General features: G+C 67.6%; 20 protein-coding genes. 4 read left to right on the top strand and 16 right to left on the bottom strand.

Annotated elements, in window-relative coordinates; all coding sequences use genetic code 11:
* Positions 1-18 precede the first annotated feature (18 nt).
* From MU856_RS15015 to MU856_RS15005, 3 genes are read right to left on the bottom strand one after another with little or no spacing between them, the layout of a single operon-like run.
* Positions 19-522 (bottom strand): SRPBCC domain-containing protein, encoded by a 504-nt coding sequence (locus MU856_RS15015; protein ID WP_263587832.1) that lies wholly within the window; start codon positions 520-522, stop codon positions 19-21.
* Positions 500-832: an ArsR/SmtB family transcription factor gene (locus MU856_RS15010; RefSeq protein WP_202988456.1), complete on the bottom strand. Its 333-nt coding sequence runs from the start codon at positions 830-832 to the stop codon at positions 500-502. The genes MU856_RS15015 and MU856_RS15010 overlap by 23 nt, the downstream gene beginning before the upstream one ends.
* Positions 829-1,302 carry a VOC family protein gene (locus tag MU856_RS15005; protein WP_263587831.1) on the bottom strand — a complete coding sequence of 158 codons (474 nt, stop codon included), beginning with the start codon at positions 1,300-1,302 and terminating at the stop codon, positions 829-831. The genes MU856_RS15010 and MU856_RS15005 overlap by 4 nt, the downstream gene beginning before the upstream one ends.
* A 97-nt stretch (positions 1,303-1,399) precedes the next feature.
* On the opposite strand from MU856_RS15005, the gene MU856_RS15000 reads away from it, so the two are divergent.
* Positions 1,400-2,326 carry a glutaminase gene (locus tag MU856_RS15000; protein ID WP_263587830.1) on the top strand — a complete coding sequence of 309 codons (927 nt, stop codon included), beginning with the start codon at positions 1,400-1,402 and terminating at the stop codon, positions 2,324-2,326.
* Between the two features lie 2 nt (positions 2,327-2,328).
* Here the strand turns inward: MU856_RS15000 and MU856_RS14995 are convergent, their stop codons facing one another.
* Complete coding sequence (locus tag MU856_RS14995; RefSeq protein WP_003041611.1) at positions 2,329-2,706, bottom strand: septal ring lytic transglycosylase RlpA family protein; 378 nt, start codon at positions 2,704-2,706, stop codon at positions 2,329-2,331.
* Between the two features lie 106 nt (positions 2,707-2,812).
* Positions 2,813-5,362 carry a DNA topoisomerase (ATP-hydrolyzing) subunit B gene (gene gyrB, locus MU856_RS14990; protein ID WP_263587829.1) on the bottom strand — a complete coding sequence of 850 codons (2,550 nt, stop codon included), beginning with the start codon at positions 5,360-5,362 and terminating at the stop codon, positions 2,813-2,815.
* Positions 5,363-5,480: 118 nt separating this feature from the next.
* Between gyrB and MU856_RS14985 the strand changes: the two genes are divergently transcribed.
* Complete coding sequence (locus MU856_RS14985) at positions 5,481-5,915, top strand: hypothetical protein (RefSeq protein ID WP_263587828.1); 435 nt, start codon at positions 5,481-5,483, stop codon at positions 5,913-5,915.
* 9 nt (positions 5,916-5,924) lie between these two features.
* On the opposite strand, the gene MU856_RS14980 is transcribed toward MU856_RS14985, so the two are convergent.
* The 8 genes from MU856_RS14980 to MU856_RS14945 are packed head-to-tail and all read right to left on the bottom strand — an operon-like array spanning position 5,925 to position 13,205.
* Positions 5,925-6,434: a hypothetical protein gene (locus MU856_RS14980; protein ID WP_062901600.1), complete on the bottom strand. Its 510-nt coding sequence runs from the start codon at positions 6,432-6,434 to the stop codon at positions 5,925-5,927.
* 2 nt (positions 6,435-6,436) lie between these two features.
* The gene (locus tag MU856_RS14975) at positions 6,437-7,126 is read right to left on the bottom strand and encodes a nitroreductase (RefSeq protein WP_263587827.1); all 690 of its coding nucleotides are present in this window, start codon (positions 7,124-7,126) and stop codon (positions 6,437-6,439) included.
* The gene (locus tag MU856_RS14970) at positions 7,113-7,982 is read right to left on the bottom strand and encodes an RDD family protein (RefSeq protein ID WP_263587826.1); all 870 of its coding nucleotides are present in this window, start codon (positions 7,980-7,982) and stop codon (positions 7,113-7,115) included. The genes MU856_RS14975 and MU856_RS14970 overlap by 14 nt, the downstream gene beginning before the upstream one ends.
* The gene (locus MU856_RS14965) at positions 7,979-9,004 is read right to left on the bottom strand and encodes a stage II sporulation protein M (protein ID WP_263587825.1); all 1,026 of its coding nucleotides are present in this window, start codon (positions 9,002-9,004) and stop codon (positions 7,979-7,981) included. Before MU856_RS14965 ends, MU856_RS14970 begins: the two co-directional genes overlap by 4 nt.
* Entirely contained in the window at positions 9,004-10,326 is a 1,323-nt protein-coding gene (locus MU856_RS14960; protein WP_062766190.1) for a DUF58 domain-containing protein, read from the bottom strand. The genes MU856_RS14965 and MU856_RS14960 overlap by 1 nt, the downstream gene beginning before the upstream one ends.
* Positions 10,323-11,288, bottom strand: coding sequence for an AAA family ATPase (locus MU856_RS14955; protein WP_086456496.1), 966 nt, complete (start codon positions 11,286-11,288; stop codon positions 10,323-10,325). Before MU856_RS14955 ends, MU856_RS14960 begins: the two co-directional genes overlap by 4 nt.
* Positions 11,278-12,513: a DUF4350 domain-containing protein gene (locus MU856_RS14950; RefSeq protein ID WP_263587824.1), complete on the bottom strand. Its 1,236-nt coding sequence runs from the start codon at positions 12,511-12,513 to the stop codon at positions 11,278-11,280. Before MU856_RS14950 ends, MU856_RS14955 begins: the two co-directional genes overlap by 11 nt.
* On the bottom strand, positions 12,510-13,205 hold the full coding sequence (locus tag MU856_RS14945) for a DUF4129 domain-containing protein (protein ID WP_263587823.1): 696 nt from the start codon (positions 13,203-13,205) through the stop codon (positions 12,510-12,512). The genes MU856_RS14950 and MU856_RS14945 overlap by 4 nt, the downstream gene beginning before the upstream one ends.
* A 164-nt stretch (positions 13,206-13,369) precedes the next feature.
* Here MU856_RS14945 and MU856_RS14940 point away from each other — a divergent pair, with 164 nt between their 5' ends.
* Both MU856_RS14940 and MU856_RS14935 read left to right on the top strand, forming a co-directional pair.
* Positions 13,370-15,571 (top strand): thiamine pyrophosphate-dependent enzyme, encoded by a 2,202-nt coding sequence (locus tag MU856_RS14940; protein WP_263587822.1) that lies wholly within the window; start codon positions 13,370-13,372, stop codon positions 15,569-15,571.
* Positions 15,568-16,617, top strand: a complete 1,050-nt coding sequence (locus MU856_RS14935) for a hypothetical protein (RefSeq protein WP_003041586.1) — start codon at positions 15,568-15,570, stop codon at positions 16,615-16,617. The genes MU856_RS14940 and MU856_RS14935 overlap by 4 nt, the downstream gene beginning before the upstream one ends.
* 212 nt (positions 16,618-16,829) lie before the next feature.
* Here the strand turns inward: MU856_RS14935 and MU856_RS14930 are convergent, their stop codons facing one another.
* The 3 genes from MU856_RS14930 to MU856_RS14920 form a co-directional block, all read right to left on the bottom strand.
* Positions 16,830-17,279, bottom strand: coding sequence for a response regulator transcription factor (locus MU856_RS14930; RefSeq protein ID WP_263587821.1), 450 nt, complete (start codon positions 17,277-17,279; stop codon positions 16,830-16,832).
* Positions 17,280-17,309: 30 nt separating this feature from the next.
* Positions 17,310-17,480 (bottom strand): hypothetical protein, encoded by a 171-nt coding sequence (locus MU856_RS14925; protein WP_263587820.1) that lies wholly within the window; start codon positions 17,478-17,480, stop codon positions 17,310-17,312.
* Between the two features lie 87 nt (positions 17,481-17,567).
* Positions 17,568-18,947 carry an ATP-binding protein gene (locus MU856_RS14920; RefSeq protein ID WP_263587819.1) on the bottom strand — a complete coding sequence of 460 codons (1,380 nt, stop codon included), beginning with the start codon at positions 18,945-18,947 and terminating at the stop codon, positions 17,568-17,570.
* Positions 18,948-18,952 lie beyond the last annotated feature (5 nt).

The following is an 18,952-nucleotide window of genomic DNA, read 5'->3' as shown; positions in this document are numbered from 1 at the left end:
AGGAGCCTGCGGCCCGCCTTACAAATTGCGGTCCATCACAGCTAGTAACGCGCGCCAATGTTCGCCGAGGCGGCGCTGGAACAGCATCAGGTCGAATCCGTGGCGCGCGGCATGGCTTTGCGGGATTTGATCCCAGCCGCGATGCTCGACGGTGACGCGCGTTTCGGCGCCGACGGCGTCGAAGCGCACCTCGACTTCGGTGGTCTGGTCGGCGGCAAAGCCGGGAACGCGCCAGCCGAAGGCAAGCCGCTTGCCGGGCTCCCACGCATGGACGCGGCCGATCTCCCATTCGCGGCCGTCGGTGAAGCGCGTCACCAGCCGACCGCTCGGCCCCGCGGGGTCGAAGCGCGGCACGCCGTCGTCGCCGCGCGCCAGCTCGAACAGCGGATGGCTTTGCCACCAGCTGCCGATGTCGCGGGTGAACACCTCGAAGGCGCGCGCCGGGGTGGCCGCGACGCGCAGGGCGACGATCACCGCCGCACCGCTCATGGCGAGCGGCTCATGGCGCGCTGCGCTCGACATGCGCCTTGAAGGCGGCGAGCTGCTCACTCCACAGGCTTTCGGTTTCGGCGAGCCAGCCCTTGAGCGCGTCGGTTGCGCCGTCCTTCAGGCGATAGATGCGGACGCGGGCGTCGAAGGGCAGATAATGATCCTCGACCAGCCCGCCGTCCTTCAGCGCCCTGAGGTGCCGGCTCATCGCGGGCGGCGCGAGGCCCAGCGTGTCGGCCAGCTCGCCGGCGCTATAGGGGCGCCGACCGAGCAGTTCGACCGCGCGCCGCCGCCGCGGGTCGGCAAGCGCCGCAAACACGGCGTCGACCGCGGCCGCGCTCAATCGTCGAGCCGCGTCTGGGTGGTGAAGCCGCCCTCGGCGTCCCATTCGGCGGCGGTCTTGGCCGCGACCGTGACGCCGAAGGTCCAGATATGCCCCTCGGGATCCTTGGCGCGATAGGTGCGGTCGCCATAAAATTGCGTCTCGGGTTCGGCGATGATCGCGGCGCCCGCCGCGCGCGCCGCCGCGCAATGCGCATCGATATCGTCGCCGGGGGCGAGCTGGACATGGACGCTCTGGGTGTTCTTGCCGCCGATCGACTGCGGGCTCTTGTGATCGTCGGACCATTCGTTGCCGATCGTCACCACCGAGGCGCCATAGCCCATTTCGCTGTGCGCGAGATTGCCGTCGGCATCGAGCAGCACGAACAGCGGTTCGAATCCGAACGCCTCTTCCAGCCAGCGGAATGCCGCCTTGCTGTCGCGATAGCTGATCGCGCTCGACAGCCCCTTGGGGCGGTGCGTTTCGGCCATGCCTCTTTCCTTCCCGACTCATTATTTCATCGATGGAGAATATTTATCAAAAAACGAAACTAAATGCAATTCCGTGTGAAGTTGCTAGGAAAATGGCATGCCCGATCTCGCCCGCTGCGTCGCCGAAGCCTATCAGACCGCGCTGCCGCACCGCGGCCAGGGCAAGGTCGCCGATTATATTCCCGCCCTTGCCGGGGTCGATCCCGATCGCTTCGGCTTTGCCCTCGCGCTCCCAGACGGAACAGTCCACACCGCGGGCGACGCCGACGAAGCCTTTTCGATCCAGTCGGTGTCAAAGGTGTTCACGCTCGCCCTCGCGCTGCGCCGGGTCGGCAGCTCGCTATGGGACAGCGTCGGCCGCGAACCGTCGGGCAGCGCCTTCAACTCGATCGTCCAGCTCGAAAGCGAGCAGGGGGTGCCGCGCAATCCGTTCATCAACGCCGGGGCGATCGCGACCACCGACCGGCTGATCGACGGTCGCTCGGCTGACGAGGCGGTCGATGAGATCGTCGCCTTCATGCGAGCGCGAGCGGGCGACGCTAGCGTGGCGATCGACACCGGGGTTGCGGGATCGGAAAATGACACCGGCGCGCGCAACCGCAGCCTGTCCTATTTCATGGACGCCTTCGGGACGCTGCGCCACCCGGTGGAGACGGTGCTGTCGGTCTATTTCCGCCAATGCGCGCTGTCGATGAGCTGTCGCCAGCTGGCGCAGGCCGGCCAGTTCCTGGCCTTCGAGGGCCGCGACCCGCGCACCGGCGAACAGCTTCTCGACCCGCACCGCGCGCGGCGCATCAACGCGATCATGATGCTGTGCGGCCATTACGACAATTCAGGCGAATTCGCCTTTCGCGTCGGCCTGCCCGGCAAGAGCGGGGTGGGCGGGGGCATCCTGTGCATCGCACCGGGGCAGGGGTCGATCGCGGTCTGGTCGCCGGGCCTCAACGAAGCCGGAACATCGCTCGTCGGCGCGCTCGCGCTCGAACATTTCGCCTATGCGGCGGGTTGGTCGGTGTTCGATTAATTCTAGTCGGCGACGAGCGTCAGGCTGACCTTGGCGGTACCGCTGCGGTGCATGCCGATTTCCTTTGCCGCGGCCTGCGAAATATCGATGACGCGGCGGCCGCCGAAGGGGCCGCGGTCGTTGACGCGGACGATCACGCTCTGGCCGTTGGACAGGTTGGTAACGCGAACCTTACTGCCGAAGGCGAGCGTGGGGTGCGCGGCGGTCATCTGATCGGGGTCGAAGCGCTCGCCGCTCGCGGTGCGATTGCCCGCGAGTTCGCGGCCGTAATAGCTTGCCGTGCCGTTGCCGATTTCGGTCTCGCCGCCGCCGATCTGATCCTGCGCCACCGCCGGCATCGCCAGCATCAACGCCAAACTCATCGCCATCACGCGCCGCATGCGCAGCCTCCCCCGTTTCAGGTGGAGCGCTCAAAGCAGCGGCGCGAGCGGCTTGCAAGCCGCCCGCGCCGTGCCGGTTTGATTCTGCGCCTAGTGGTTTGGTGCCTCAGACGTCCAGATTGGCAACCGACAGCGCGTTGGTCTGGATGAAATCGCGCCGCGGCTCGACCTCGTCGCCCATCAGCCGCTCGAAGATTTCATGCGCGACATCGGCCTGTTCGGCCTCGACGCGCAGCAGCGAGCGGTTGGCGGGATCGAGGGTGGTTTCCCACAATTGCTCGGCATTCATCTCGCCCAGTCCCTTGTATCGGCTGATCGACAGGCCGCGGCGGCTGTGCGTGAAGATGGCATCGAGCAATTCGGACGGGCGCGTCACCGGCGCGGCCTTTGCGGCGCTCGCGGCGGTCGGTGCCTCGCCATCCTCGCCCTCGGCATCGCTGTCGGCCTCGACGACCGTAGCAGCGCTGGCTTTCACCAGCCGTCCGGGGCCACCATAGGTTTCGGCCTGTTCGGCGGCGAGTTTGTGAAGGCGGCGCGCCTCCTGGCTCGCGAGGAAACCGGAATCGATCGCGTGATGGTCGCTCACTCCGCGCCAGCGGCGTTCGAGCGTATAGCCGCCGCCTTCGACCGCCTCGACGGTCCACACCGCTTCGGCGCCGCCGGTCAGCGCGCGCTCGGCGGCATTGAGCCAGTTCGCGGCAGTTGCCGCAGCGCTGTGGCGTCCGGCCGTATCGAGCGCCGGATCGAGGGCGCCGACCAGCGCCAGTGCCTCGACCAGCCCATGATCGAGCGTGCGGGGGACGTAACGCATCAGCGCGCGGAGTCGTCGGCCATGCTCGATCAGGCCGCGCAGATCGTTGCCCGATCGTGCGCCGCCCGGCGTTTCGAGCATCAGCGCGTCGATCCCGGCATCGACGAGGTAATTTTCGAGCGCGGTGTCATCCTTCAGATACACCTCGCTGCGCCCCTTTGCGACTTTGTAGAGCGGCGGCTGGGCGATGTAGAGATGGCCGTTCTCGATGATCTCGGGCATCTGGCGGTAGAAGAAGGTGAGCAGCAGCGTGCGGATATGCGCGCCGTCGACGTCGGCGTCGGTCATGATCACGATCTTGTGATAGCGCAGCTTTTCGATGTTGAATTCGTCGCGGATCCCGGTGCCGAGCGCCTGAATCAGCGTGCCGACTTCCTTCGACGAAATGATGCGGTCGAAGCGCGCCCGCTCGACGTTCAAAATCTTGCCCTTCAGCGGCAGGATCGCCTGCACATGCCGGTCGCGGCCCTGCTTGGCGCTGCCGCCTGCCGAATCCCCTTCGACCAGGAAGAGTTCGCATTTGCTGGGGTCGCGCTCCTGGCAATCGGCGAGCTTGCCGGGCAGGCTCGCGATATCCATCGCGCCCTTGCGACGGGTCAATTCGCGCGCCTTCTTCGCGGCTTCGCGCGCCGCGGCGGCGTCGATCACCTTCTGGATCACCGCCTTGGCATAGGCGGGATTTTCCTCAAGCCATTCGGTCATCCGGTCGGCCATCAGGCTTTCGAGCGGCTGGCGCACTTCCGACGAGACAAGCTTGTCCTTGGTCTGCGAGGAGAATTTCGGATCGGGCAGCTTGACCGAGACGATCGCGGTCAAGCCTTCGCGCATATCCTCGCCGGTCAGGCTGACCTTTTCCTTCTTCAGCAGGCCCGATTTTTCGCCATAGCCGTTGAGCGTGCGCGTCAGCGCCGCGCGGAAAGCGGCGAGGTGGGTGCCGCCATCGCGCTGCGGGATATTGTTCGTGAAGCAGAGGACATTTTCATAATAGCTGTCGTTCCACTCGAGCGCGACGTCGATGCCGATGCCGTCGCGTTCGCTGCTGATCGCGATCGGATCGGGCAGCAGCGGATTCTTGTTGCGGTCGAGATATTTGACGAAGGCCGCAATCCCGCCCTCGTAGAACAGGTCGTGGACGACATGTTCGGCGTGGCGCGCGTCGACCAGCTTGATCCTTACGCCGGAATTGAGAAAGGCGAGCTCGCGATAGCGATGTTCCAGCTTTTCGAAATCGAACTCGGTGACATTCTTGAAGGTATCGGTCGATGCCATGAAGGTGACACGGGTGCCCTTCTTGCCCGCAGGCGCCGGCCCGTTGACCTTGAGCGGCGCAATCGAATCGCCATGCTCGAAGCGCATCCAATGCTCTTCGCCATCGCGCCAGATCGTCAGTTCGAGCCATTCGCTGAGCGCATTGACGACCGATACGCCGACGCCGTGCAGACCGCCCGACACCTTATAGGCATTGTCGTCGCTCGTGTTCTCGAACTTACCGCCCGCGTGAAGCTGGGTCATGATGACCTCGGCCGCCGAAATGCCTTCCTCGGCATGGATGCCGGTCGGGATGCCCCGTCCATTGTCCTCGACGCTGACCGATCCGTCGCTGTTGAGCGTGATGAGTACCAGATCGCAATGGCCGGCGAGTGCCTCGTCGATCGCATTGTCGCTGACTTCGAAGACCATATGATGCAGACCCGACCCGTCGTCGGTGTCGCCGATATACATGCCAGGCCGCTTGCGCACCGCATCGAGGCCTTTCAGCACCTTGATCGAATCGGCGCCGTAGCTGTTCTGATTGGGCTGCTTGGGGGCGCTTTCGCTCGCGCCGCTCGCGGGGGTGTCTGTCATGCCGATTATATAGGGTCGGCGGCCGCAAAACCCAAGCAAAAATGCGCCGCTCGGCGCGCTGCCGACGGGCGTTGCGCACGGCGGCGGCGGCGGCTAGTTTCGAAGGATGAAAAGCCCTGTGACCCCCCGTTCGATCCTTGCCGCCATCGCGCTTGCCGCGCTGCCGCTCGCCGGCTGCTCGCAGCCCGCACCGCCCGCCGACAATGCCCCTGCGGTTGCCGGTCCGCCGCTCGCGACGCGCGCGGTCATGACCGGCACCGAAGGCCCGACGCTTCCCGCCTGCTCCAGCATCAGCCGCGTCAAGGATGGCGGCACCGACGTCTATTGGGCGCCGGGCGAAACGCGCGCCGTGAAGGCGAGGCTGCCCGGCGCGATGAAGGTGTCGGTGTGCGAAGCTACCGATAACGACGCCTGGTTCGGCATCGTCTTCGCGGCCCCCGGCACCGACGAGGATATGTGCGGCGTCGGCCGCTCGGTCAGCAGCGCGCGCGAATATCAGGGACCGTGCCGCTGGGGCTGGATCCGCGGCGGAACGGTGCGGCTCGGCGCCTAGCGCGGCTGCCTAACGGCAATCCTCGATCGCGCGGCCGATTTCGGACTGGACGGGCAGCGTCAGCGCCCGGCCGTTCGCGGCTTCGAGCGCGAAGCGGCCGCGACTGAAGGCGATGCGGTCGAGCCGGATATCGCGGCTCGGTACGATCGCCGTACCGCCGTCGAAACGCACCTGGTCGGTGGCCGCGCTGGTGCGCAGTGCGACGGTGCCGTCGAGCGCGGCAGTCAGCCGGATAGCGCCGCCGCTGCACGCCATGGTCAACAGCGGCGCCGCGCCAGCGGACGGTGCGAAGATCGCGCTGCGGCTGCCGGCATCATAGCGCCAAGCGCCGCGATCGAGCGCGCGGTCGTCCCACCCTTGCGTCGGCGCGGGGGCCGGCGGCGGCGGTGTTGCGGCGGGCGGTTCCGGCGCGGGGGCGGGCGGTGGTGCCGCCGCTTTCGGAATCGCGGCGCAGCCGGCGAGCAGCAGCCCCGTCGCCGCCATGGCCGTCAGTCCCCCCGTCTTGCCGCGCAAAACCATCCTCAAAATCCCTGCCAATCGATCACCTCATCCAGTTCGGCGCGCGGAACCGGCCATTGATTCACCGGTGCGGCCGCATCGGCATGACCGATCGCCAGCCCAGTGAACAAGATCTGGTCGTCGCCCAGTTCCAGTTCGTGCCGGATCGTCGCGCCGTACATCGCCCAGCATTCCTGCGGACAGCTTGCAAGGCCATGTTCAACGAGCAACAGCATCACCGACTGGAGCCACATGCCCATGTCGGCCCATTGCGGCGGTCCCATGATGCGCGAACAATGTAGGAAAAGCATCACCGGTGCGCCGAAACCCCGGTAATTCTCCATGAACCGAGCGAGCCGGCCCGGCTTGTCCTCGCGCGGGATGCCGAGCGAGGCGTAGAGCGCCTCGCCGACACCGAAACGCCGGCTTTCCCACGGGTCGGTCAGTCCGCGCGGGTAGATGTCATATTCGGGTTGCTGGCCGTCGCGTCCCATCGCGATCCGCGCCGCCACCGCCGCCTTCACCCGCTCCCAGCGCGCGCCGGTAACGACCGTCACCTGCCACGGCTGCAGATTGCCGCCCGATGGCGCGCGCTGCGCGTCGGCAAAAACCCGCGCCAGTACCGCCCGGTCGATCGGGCAGTCCGAAAAGGCGCGCACCGAACGGCGGCGGTGCAACGCTTCGGCAACGGACAGGGCATCATTCGCTGGCATATTTATCCTCTCGGCGTTTTCCGAACAGCAAGCCGCGTTCGAGCCGGGCCTTGAGCTGCCGATAATAGCTCGTCAGGAACACGTCATCCTCTTCGGCGACGGGGCGGCCGATTTTGCCGCGGATCGTGTCAGCGACATCGCGCATCGCGCGCGGATCGGCGCCGCGCAGCACGCGCTCCAGTTCCTGCAATTCATAGATGCCATAGACGGCGAGTTCGGCGTCGGTGAAGCGGATCGCGTCGACCCCGCCGCCATCGGCGGTGATGTCGCGGTCAAGCTTCGCGCGCTTCGCCATCACGACCCAGGTGCCGGCGATCAGGTCGCCCATCCGCATCCGGTCGCGGTTGAAGAGCAGGAACAGGCTGAGCGTCAGCGACCAGGCGACCCCCGCGAGCGCAGTCCAGCCCGATACCATATCCTCGGCCGCGCCGACGCCCATCATGGTGAGGGGAAGGAAGAGCTCAAGCTCGCGGATCAGGTTGCGCGCGACCACCGCATCGGCGGTGAGCCGGCCGCCGTCGCGCGCGACGACGCGGATGCCCATTAGCCGCTTGCCGGGGGTCGCCGCACGCGCGCCAAGTTCGAAGCCGATGAACCAGAAGGTGCGCAGAACAAAGGCGCCGAGCAGCCAGACCGTCACCGCGATCGAGGAATTGGACGCAAGCCCGGCCCAGAGGATCAGCAGAGTGAACAGGATGAGCGTCAGGACGATGAGGATCAGGTCGATCAGCAGCGCGCCGAGCCGGAGCGCCGCGCTTGCAATGCGCAATTGCAGGTCGACCCCTTCGGGCGTCACGAATTCGCGCAGCTTCTTTTCCTGCGCCGCGCGCATCCGCAGGTTGCCCGCCGCGCTCAAGCGACATTCTCGCGGCGCGGAATGTAGAAATAGGCAAGCCAGAAGGCGAGCATCAGCGATCCGATCGCATAGCGCATCACGGTATCGGTGATGAGCTGGCGCCCGAACCCTTCGAGCAAGCCGGCGGCGAGCAGCATCAGGATGACGCCGACCATCACCTTGCCCGCGGTGCGGCCTGCCTCGGCGGCGGCCTGGAGGCGCGAGCGGGCGCCGGGAAAGACGACCGCGCTGCCGATCCGCAGCCCCGCCGCTCCGGACAGGGCGGCGGCGAACAATTCGGTCGTGCCGTGGATGAACAGCCAGCCGCCGAAATCGACGCCCAACCCTTTGGACGAAAAGACCGCGAGCATCGCGCCCAGCCCGATCCCCTGATAATATTCCAGCATCATCGTCGGAACGCCGAAGGCAAAGCCGAGCGCGAAGGACATGATCGAAACGCGGCTGTTGTGGGTAAACAGGAAGGTCGCAAAGACGTGCAGCGCGCCCTGATCCTCGCCCCCCGCCTTGCCGTGACCCAGTGTCGAGCGCAGAAACTCCACTGTCGCGCGCGGGTCGCGCCCGCCGGCCATCTCTTCGGGGACAAAATTATAATACCATTCGGGATTATGCGCGACGAGCGACCAGCTTGTCAGCGCGCCGAGCGTGATGATCAGCGCGATGATCAGCGTTTCCTTCCACACCGCGCGCACCGCCGCCGGCCAGTCGTAAAGGAAGAAGCGGCGCAGGCGGCTGAGCCGCGTTTCGCGGACGCCGTAAATCAGGAAATAGCCGCGCATCGCCAACCCTTCGAGGTGGTCGAGCAGGGCCTTGTCGAGCATCGTCGCGCGCGCGATCGACAATGACGACAGCGTCGCGCGATAGAGGATCGGGAGCTGCAGCAGTTCGTCGCTCGACAGCGCCTTGGCGCTGCGCGTCTCGAGACGTCCGAGCAGCGTGTCGAAGGCGATCCAGTCAGCCTCGCGCTCGGCGCGAAAACGACTGGTCGAAAAGCCGGGGGCGTCGGTCGCGCGCGCGGTTTCCATCACAGGCTCCCCTGCCGTTTGATGCCCAGATAGGCTTCGACGACATGCGCCCCCATCGCATCGGCGGGGACTTCTATGACGTCGGCGCCCAGCCGCTGGAGCCGCGCGATGACCAGCTGACGATCGCGCAGCATCGCCGCGGCGACATTGGCGCGCGTCACGTCCGATCCGCTTTCGGGACGGCGGCGTTCCTCGTCCTCCAGCTCTTCATCCTTGATGACGACGAACAGCAGTCGGTGCTTCTTGACCAGCCGGCCCGCCGCACGGATCATCAGGTCGGCGCTCGTCGCATCGGTGAATTCGGTGAACAGGATGATCAGCGACCGGCGGTTGAGTTCGGCGCCGAGCGTCGACAGCGCGAGGGTAAAATTGCTCTCGACCGGCGCATAATCGATGCGGCTCGCCGCGCGTTGCAGCGCCGGAAAATCCTGCGTGTGCATATAGGCGGGGGTCATGCCGATCGGCTTGGCGGCAAAGGAAAAGAGGCTGATCCGGTCGCCGAGCTTCAGCCCTGCATAGGCCAGCAGCAGCGCCGCCGATACCGCGCGGTCGACGCGCGGCATCGCGCCAACGGGCTCGGCCATCGTGCGACCGGCGTCGATTGCCAGCACGACGCGGTTGTCGCGCTCGACCCGATATTCCTTGGCAAGCAGCTTGACGTGCCGCGCCGATGCATTCCAGTCGATCGCGCGCCGATCCATGCCCGGCTGATACTCTGCCAGCGCCTCATATTCATGGCCTTCGCCGCGCAGCTTCTGCTGGCGGAGCCCGAACCAGCTGTTGCGCTGGAACAGGCGGCGGCCTTCGTCGGTAACGAGGCGCATGTTGGGCACGACGCTGATCGCGCGATCGATCGCGAAGCGGCGCTGTTTCCAGACCAGGCCGAGCGGTCCCGCCCAGCGCACCCACAGCGCATCCACGGCTGCCTGCCCGCGTCGCGACGCGGTAAGCGGAAGCCGATGGGTGAGCGCCGCATCTTCGCCTTCGCCCACCATATCGAAAGCCGCCGCGATGCGGCCACCGGGCGCCAGCCGGTCGTCGAGCGACAGCGCAAACTCGGCGCGGCGCGGAAGGGCGGGCGCGCGCGCCGCAAGCATCATTTCGAACGGCTCGCCGACCCCGATCTGCAGGGGGAACTGCGCGTCGAGCGCGAGCTTGCGCGGCGCCGCGCCGGTCAGCGTATCGAGGAGCAGCCCCAGGGCGACGAGCGCGATCCAGCCGAGCGCGACGAGCCAAAGGTCCGGGCGCAGCAGGCCGAGCGCCAGCGCCACGGGGGCGCCGAGCAGCAGCAAATAGATCGCGCGCCGCGTCGGGTAGATCACCGCGGCACGTCCACCCGGTCGAGCAGCGCAGCGACGACCTGTTCGACGCCGCGCCCCTCGATCTCCGCCGCGGCCGACAGGATCACGCGGTGGCGCAATACGCCGCCGGCGAGTCGCTGCACGTCGTCAGGGATCACATAGTCGCGGCCGTCGAGCGCGGCGGCTGCGCAGGCGGCGCGGGCAAGCAGGCTCGCCGCGCGCGGACTCGCGCCGCATTCGAGGTCGGCACTTTCGCGGGTCGCGCGCACCAGCCGGACGATATAGTCGACGATCTCGTCGGCCAGGCGGACGGTCGCGATCGTGTCGATCGCGGTGCCGATCGTCGCGGCGTCGGCAACCTGCCCGACGCCGAAATCGGCGACCACGGGGCTTTTGAAGCGCCCGCCATGTTCGGCCACGATGCGCCGCTCCTCGTCGGCGTCGGGATAATCGACGACCAGCTTGAACAGGAAGCGGTCGAGCTGCGCTTCGGGCAGCGGATAGACGCCCTGCTGCTCGATCGGATTTTGCGTCGCCAGTACGGTGAAGCGCGGGCTCATCGGGTGCGGCTCGCCGTTGATCGTCACGCGCCGTTCCTGCATCGCCTCGAGCAGCGCCGCCTGCGTCTTGGGCGGGGTGCGGTTGATTTCGTCGGCAAGCAGCAGCTCGGTGAAGATCGGCCCCTTGGTCAGGGTGAAGCTCGACGTCTGGAAGTTGAACAGGTTCGATCCCAATATGTCGCCGGGCATCAGGTCGGGGGTGAACTGGATGCGCCCGAAATCGAGCCCGACGGCGCGGGCGAAAGCCTGCGCGAGCAGCGTCTTGGCGGTTCCCGGCGGGCCTTCGAGCAGCACATGGCCCCCTGCGAGCAGCGCGATCGTGACCATGCGGGTCAGATCCCGCTGCCCGAACACGACCTTGGCGACTTCGCCCTCGATCGCGGCGCCGAGCGCCTGAACGCCCTCGATAGTGTCAGCCGTCACGCAATAATTCCTTCCTGATGTCGTGCAGCGCCTGCGCGTCTGCCAGAAATTCATGGGTGTTGCGCGCGAGCGGGAGGCGGCGCGCGAGAGTGGCGAAGGAGGCGCTATCCGCCTTCAGATGGCGGTCGATCCACGCGTCGGTTTCCTCGGCGCTCAGACCGCCGGGGGCGTGCAACCGGCGTGCGATCGCGCCGCGTTGGCTGCGCACATAGGCATCGGCACCGTCGAGTTCGCGGCGCGCCTGCCGGATCAGGTCGGCGCTGTTGGCGATCAGCGCCTGTTTGGAAATCGGAATCGCGCGCGCCGGACGCAGCGCGGGGCCGAAGCGCGCCCATGCCTGCCACAACGCCAGCAGGCCGGCGGCGATCAGGCACAGGGTGATCCCGATGAAGGGCGGGACAAAGGCGAAGCGCAGCAGCGACCGACCGCCGCCGAAGCCGTTGAGCGTCAGGTCGAAGGCGAGCCCCGCCGCTTCCGCATCCTCGCCGACCGCGTCGATCAGCATGGCCGCTGCATGCGCCTTGTCGCGCGACGCAAAGGCCAGATTGTTGAGGAGGTCGGGCTCGGCGAGAACATAGAATTCGCGGTTGGTCGTCCGCGCCAGCACCGCGCCGCCGTTCGCGCCGGGGATCAGCGTCTCGAGATCGGCGCCGCTGACCGTCTGGGCATTGTCCGGCAGCGGCACGGCAAAGCGGCGCCGCGCGACATCGGCGGTGACGGCCTGCGCCTTCGCCTGCGGCATCGCGATCTCGACCGTCCCGAAATAGTTTTGCGGTAACAGGCGGGTGGGGGCGGGCAGCGGCACGCCGAAGCCGACCCAGCCGGGCTTATGGCCCTCGCCGGTGCCGGGCATCGTCCGCCACTTGGGCAGAACGAGCAGAACCGGACCATTGCCCTGTCTCGCCAGCATATCGGCCACATCTTCGGCATTGGTGTCGGCTGCGGGGGTCAGGACGAGCAACGGCTTGTCGTCCTCATAGGTCGCCGTCTCGACGCTGCGGCGCAGCTCGACATCGGCGCGGGCGCGTTCGGCGAGGTCGACGATCCCCGCGAAGCCCGGCGCCGCCTTCGACAGCGCGTGACCGCCGCCGTCATTGCCGCTCGACAGCTGCGGGCCAAGCGCAACCAGCGCCCACAGCGCGATGAAGGCGACGACACCCACGGCGACCACCGCCGCGATCAGCCGCGGGTCGAAGGGATTGTCGCGATCGCTGCGCCCCGTCATGCCCGCGCCCAATTCTTCGGTACCGTCAGCTCCGAATAGGCGCCGCGGCACGCGTCCCATGCCGCTGCGTCGATCGACCGTCCGCCGAACAGGCTGATTTCGACCGAGCGCGCGATGCGGCTGAACGCGTTGCGCGCGACGCCCGGCAGATCCCGCGCTTCCGCCAGTTCGCGCGAGGTCATCGCGGGCCGCACCAGCCCCGGCCGCCGCGCGCTGATATCCTCGACGCTGCGATAGAGCAGCAGATGAACCGCCTCGGCAAAGCGCCCCTCGGCGGCGAGCGCGTCGGCTTCGGCCAGCAGCGCGCGCGCCGCACCCGCTTCGACCGCGCCCGCCTCATCCGTCTCGGCGCCCGCTCCGGTCTTGCGCAGGAAGGGCAACGCGTTGACCCAGCGCGCAAAGGCGGGGACGGTGAAATAGAGGATCAGCAGGACGAGCAAGATTGCGCCGCCCCACAGCATCGGCTTCAGCGCCGGCGCGCTCCATTCGAAGAAGCGGCCGATCGCTTCGAACAGCGATTTCAGCCAGTCGGGAACGTCGGGCGGCGGCGGCGGCGCGGGAAAGGCCGTCTGGATATCGCCGCGGGCAACCGTCTGACCATAAGCCGGATCGACGAGTTCGGGATCGAGCAGCCAGCCCTGATCGGGTGCGGCGGCGGCGGCCGACGCCTGGGCGATGCAGATCGACATCATATTGAAATTATGGCCTCGCCCCGCTGCACCATCGCCCTGCGGTGGTAGCGCGAGGCGCAGCACCGACGCAAGAGGATGCTTGCACGCCCGCAGCCCCCGTTCTAGCTGCGCGAGACGGCGGCAAATGGTTGCACCGGCAACCGGAAGACCGGCAGGAGGACAGCGTGGACGCGGCACAGGCGGTACATGAAAAATTTCTCGGCGCGCTGGCGAGCGGAACGCTCGCGCGCCGCGCCGATGCGCCCGATCCCGCGCGTGCCGGGCTGACGCGGTCGGATGCCACCGACATTTTCCTGTCGCAGCTCACCAGTCGCCAGATGGACCGGCTGTCGCGGACGCTGCAGGCACGCGGCGAGGGCTTTTATACCATCGGATCGTCGGGGCACGAGGGCAATGCCGCGGTCGCGGCGGCGTTGCGCGTCACCGACATGGCGTTCCTCCACTATCGCTCGAACGCCTTTCAGCTTCACCGCGCGCGCCAGCTCCCCGGGCAGACCCCCGACTGGGACATGCTGCTGAGCTTCGCCGCTTCGGCCGAGGATCCGATTTCGGGCGGGCGGCACAAGGTCATCGGGTCGAAGCCGCTCGCGATCCCGCCGCAGACATCGACGATCGCGTCGCATCTGCCCAAGGCCGTGGGTGCCGCCTTTTCGATCGGTATCGCGCGGCGACTGGGCATGTGCGGCCTCCCGCTGCCCGAAGACGCGGTGGTTCTGGCGAGTTTCGGCGATGCGTCGGCCAATCATTCGACCGCGCAGGGCGCGTTCAACACCGCGGGCTGGTCGGCCTTTCAGGGCACGCCGTTGCCGCTGATCTTCCTGTGCGAAGACAACGGCATCGGCATCTCGACGCGCACTCCGACGGGGTGGATCGAGGCGCAGTTCCGCCACCGCGCCGGGCTGCATTATATCCAGTGCGACGGCACCGACCTTGTCGCGGCCTACGCGGGCGCAAAAGAGGCCGCCGACTTCGCGCGCCGCACGCGCAAGCCGGTGTTTCTCCATATGGGAACGGTGCGGCTCTACGGACATGCCGGGTCGGACGTGCAGGGCGCCTATCTGCCCAAGGCGCTGATCGAAGCCGACGAGGCGCGCGATCCGCTGCTCGCCGGTGCGGCGCTGATGGTGGAACAGGGATGGATGTCGGCCGCCGAAGTCGCCGATGCCTATGAAGAGATCAGCGCAACGCTGGCGCGGCAGGCCGAAGCTGCGATACGCCGCCCCAAGCTGACCACCGCCGCGGCGGTAATGGAGAGCCTGGTTCCGCCGAAGATCGACCGCCCGCCGGCCAATCGCCCCTCGACCGACGAGCGCGCGGCGCTGTTCGCCGGCGACGCGAACCAGATGGACAAGCCGATGCATATGGCGCGGCTGCTCTCCTGGGCGCTCGCCGACCTGATGCTCGCCTATCCCGAAATCGTCGTCGCGGGTGAGGATGTCGGGCCGAAGGGCGGCGTCTACAATGTAACCGCCAAGCTGCATCAGCGCTTCGGTTCGGCGCGCGTTATCAACACGCTGCTCGACGAACAGGCGATCCTCGGCCTCGCGATCGGCATGGCGCACAACGGCTTCGTGCCGATGCCCGAAATCCAGTTCCTCGCCTATGTCCACAATGCCGAGGATCAGATCCGCGGCGAGGCGGCTACCCTGAGCTTCTTTTCGAACGGCCAGTATACCAACCCGATGGTGATCCGGATCGCCGGGCTCGGCTATCAGAAGGGGTTCGGCGGACACTTCCACAACGACAACAGCCTGGCGGTGTTCCGCGACATTCCCGGGGTAATCTTGGCGGTGCCGTCGAACGGGCGCGACGCCGTGCAGATGCTGCGCGAATGCGTGCGGCTGGCGCGCGAGGAGCAGCGCGTCGTGGTCTTCGTCGAACCGATCGCGCTCTATATGACGCGCGACCTGCACGAAGAGGGCGATGGCCTGTGGACGAGCGCCTATGAAGCGCCCGGCGAAGGGACGCCGATCCGGCTGGGCGATGTCGGCGTGCATGGCGACGGAACCGATCTGGCGATCGTGACCTATGGTAACGGCACTTATCTCTCGCGGCAGGCCGAAAAGCTGCTCGCCGCCGACGGCGTCAAGGCGCGCGTAATCGACCTGCGCTGGCTCGGTCCCGTCGATGCCGACAAGCTCGTTGCCGCGGTCGGCGAGGCGAAACGCGTCCTGATCGTCGACGAATGCCGCATCACCGGTTCGCAAAGCGAGGCGCTGATGGCGCTGTTTACTGAACGCACGCCGGAGAAGAAGCTGGCGCGCATCGCCGCCGAGGACAGCTTCATCCCGCTGGGCAAGGCGGCGACGGTGACGCTGCCGAGCCGCGATTCGATCTATGCCGCCGCGAAGGAGCTGCTGGCATGACGGCGGCGAAGAAGACCGCGCTTGTCGTCGCCCCCGGCCGCGGCACCTATGGCAAGGGCGAGCTTGGCAGCATCGCGCGGCTGCACGGCGCACGCTTCGGCGATATCATCGCCGGGTTCGACGCCCAGCGCCGCGAGCGGGACCAGCCGACGGTCAGCGAACTCGACGGCGCCGATCGCTTCAGCGTCGCGACGCACATGCGCGGCGATGTCGCGGCCCCGCTGATCTACACCGCGACCCTGCTCGACTGGCTCAGCATCGACCGCGCCCGATATGACATCGTCGCCGTCGCGGGCAATTCGATGGGCTGGTACAGCGCGCTCGCGCTTGGCGGCGCGGTGTCGGTCGAGGACGGCTTTCGTATCGCCAATGCTATGGGTCTCAACAGCCAGACGCACGGGCCGGGCGGGCAGATATTGGTGCAGATCGTCGATGAAGACTGGCGCCCGGTGCCGGGGCTGCGCGCCAGCCTGCTGGGGCTCGTCGCCGACATCGCCGCGCGCCCGGGTCATGCGCTCGCGCTTTCGATCGACCTTGCCGGCATGCTTGTCCTCGCGGGCAATGAAGAGGGGCTGGCCGCCTTGCTTGCCGAGGCGGCGCCGACGCCGGGCCGCGATCCGCTGCGGCTGGCGGGACATGGCCCCTTTCATACGCCGCTGATGGTCGGCAGTTCGGACAAGGCGAAGATCGAATTGCCCCCGGCGCTGTTCGGCATGCCCAACCTGCCGATGGTCGACGGTCGCGGTCATATCTGGCGGCGCTTTTCCAGCAATCCCTGGGGCATCTGGGACTATACCTTCGGGCATCAGATCCTTGCGCCCTATGATTTCGCGCTGTCGGTGCAGGTTGCGGTCAAGGAATATGCGCCCGACGTGATCATCCTGCCCGGCCCCGGTGATACGCTGGGCGGCGCGATCGCGCAGGCGCTGATCGGCATCGAATGGCAGGGAATCGCGGGCAAGGCCGACTTCATGGCGCGTCAGGCGGCGGACCCGATCCTGCTGTCGATGGGCCGCCCGGAACAGCGCGCGCTCGTCACGGGCTAGCCCGTCTGTCTGTCGAGGTCCCGCGAAGGGGCCAGCGCCAAAGGGGCCGACGGAAGTGGAACATCCTCCGCCGGCCCGGCTGGGATGCGCGGCCAGGTGGGGATGGCACGCGCGGTCGAACGGATCGCCCTTGGGGACCAACACAGGGGCGACGGACCGTTCGATTCTCTTATAGGGGCCAATCTATCGCGCTGGCCGGAGGCGGGCAGACATCAAGCTCCGAAATGGACGGGATTGGCGCTCGGGCCCCGCGCGAATTCGACGGTGAAGCGCAGCCGCAGCAGCTCGGCGACGCTCGCCGCGCCCGACCGGCGCATGATATTGGCGCGGTGCACCTCGACGGTGCGCGGGCTGACGTCGAGCCGCCGCGCGATTGCCTTGTTGCCGAGCCCCGCCGCTATGGCATCCAATATATCGCGTTCGCGCGGGGTCAGCGCGGCGAGGCGCGCCTCGGCGGCGCGCCGGTCCGCGTGCATTGCACGCTGCCGCTCCCAAGCCGTCAACGCATCGCCGATCACCGACCGGACGAGCCGCGGATCGAGCGGGGCGGGCAGCAGATCGGTCGCGCCGCCGCGCAGGATGGCGCGGCTTTCGCCGACGCTCAGCCGACTCGCGGCGACGAAGCAGGCGATATCGGGCGACTGTGCGATCGCCGCGAGCATTGCGCTGCCATCGACCGCGCCGGGCTGGGCTCAGTGGAAAAGCAGCACGGCGCAATCGTCCGCCGCCCCCGCGTCGAGCCAGTCGGCGCCGTTCGCAAAGCTGCGGACGATATGGCGGCCATCGGCAAGCGCGCGGAAACAGGCGGCGCGCTCGGTGGCGTCGGGAAGCACGAGATGGATATGCGCACCGGACATCTGCATGACGCCATGGTGCCAGCGGTGTCCGCCGCTGCCGAGCAGCGTCGCCTCGGCTTCGGCGTCAATTCGAAGCGTTCGGGGCCGTAGCGTTCAGGCGGCCGGCGCGACGACCGGCAGCCGGAGCGTGACGACGGTGCCGTGCGGCTGCCCGGGTGTAATCGTCATCCGACCGCCGTGCATATGCGCGATCGTCTCGACCAGCGACAATCCCAACCCCGCGCCCGATCCGCCGCGCGCAGGATCGAGCCGGACGAAGCGTCGCGTCGCTTCGGCGATGCGGTCGGCGGGGATGCCGGGACCGTCGTCGATTACCGCGAGGTCGATCGCATCGCTGGCTTCTCGGGCCGCGGTCAACCGGATCTGCGTGCCGCCGGCCGCATATTTCAGGGCATTGTCGATCAGGTTCGACAGCGCGCGCACCAGCATCTCGCGGTGTGCGACGACCTCAAGGTCCGCGGGTGCCGCGACCGCAATGGCAAAGCCCTCATCCTCGGCGAGCGGACCATAGACTTCGGCCATGTCTTCGAGCAGCGGCGCGAGTGCGAACCGCGTGAACTGGTCGCGGCCGATGCCTGCCTCGGCGCGGCTGATCTCCAGCGCGGTGTCGAGCAGGCGATGCAGGCTGTCGGCCTCGTCGATCGCACCGGCAAGCGCCGCCGTCGTTTCGGGGTCGCGCGCGCGGCCCAGCGCCTGTTCCAGCTTCGCCTTCATCCGCGCGACCGGCGAACGCAGATCGTGCGCCATCGAATCGGTAAGCATGCGCAGCTCGCCGACCAGCGTTTCGATCCGGTCGAGCATCGCGTTGATCGATACGCCGAGCCGGTCGAAGGCGTCACCGGTCCGGTCGCGCTCCACCCGCGCGTCGAGCCGGCCGCTGACAATTGCGGAGGCGGCGCGCGAAAAGACGTCGATGCGCCGCCCGAGCAGCCAGGCGACGAACGCGGCGACGATTCCGGCGATCGTGATGCCGACCGCGAGCGCGAACAGAAAGGCGGCCTGACTGGCGCGCGCGAGCTGAACCTGCGCCTCGAGCACTTCGCCCGTCAGCAGGGCATAGCCGCCGGGAAGCGGCGTGGTAATCAACCCGATCGGTTCGGCCTCGGCCGCATCCTGCCGGAACAGGCGGATTTCGCGCCACGCTTCATGGTCGGACACCGTCGCCGGCCATTGGCTGAGATTGCCGACGACGCGCGTGCCGTCGGGTGCCTTCAACAGCACGACGAAATTGCGGTCGTCGCGCCGGGTGAGCCGGTCGCGGATCGCCTGAACCAGCGCTTCGGGCCCTTGCTGGCGTTGGGTTTCGGCAAAATCGTCGCGCGCGACTTCGGCCGCGATTCGCGCGTCGTCGATGATCGTCGCCTGGGTGAAGCGGTGGATGATCGTCAGGCCGAGCGCCAGCGCCGCGACCTGCGCGATCACCAGCGCCAGCGTCAGGCGGACGATCGTCGATTGAAAGAAGCCTGCGCGCATCCGGC

Source organism: Sphingopyxis sp. GC21 (assembly GCF_025727575.1).
GTDB classification, from domain to species: Bacteria; Pseudomonadota; Alphaproteobacteria; order Sphingomonadales; family Sphingomonadaceae; genus Sphingopyxis; species Sphingopyxis terrae_A.
This window is presented reverse-complemented; position numbering and strand designations above follow the sequence as displayed.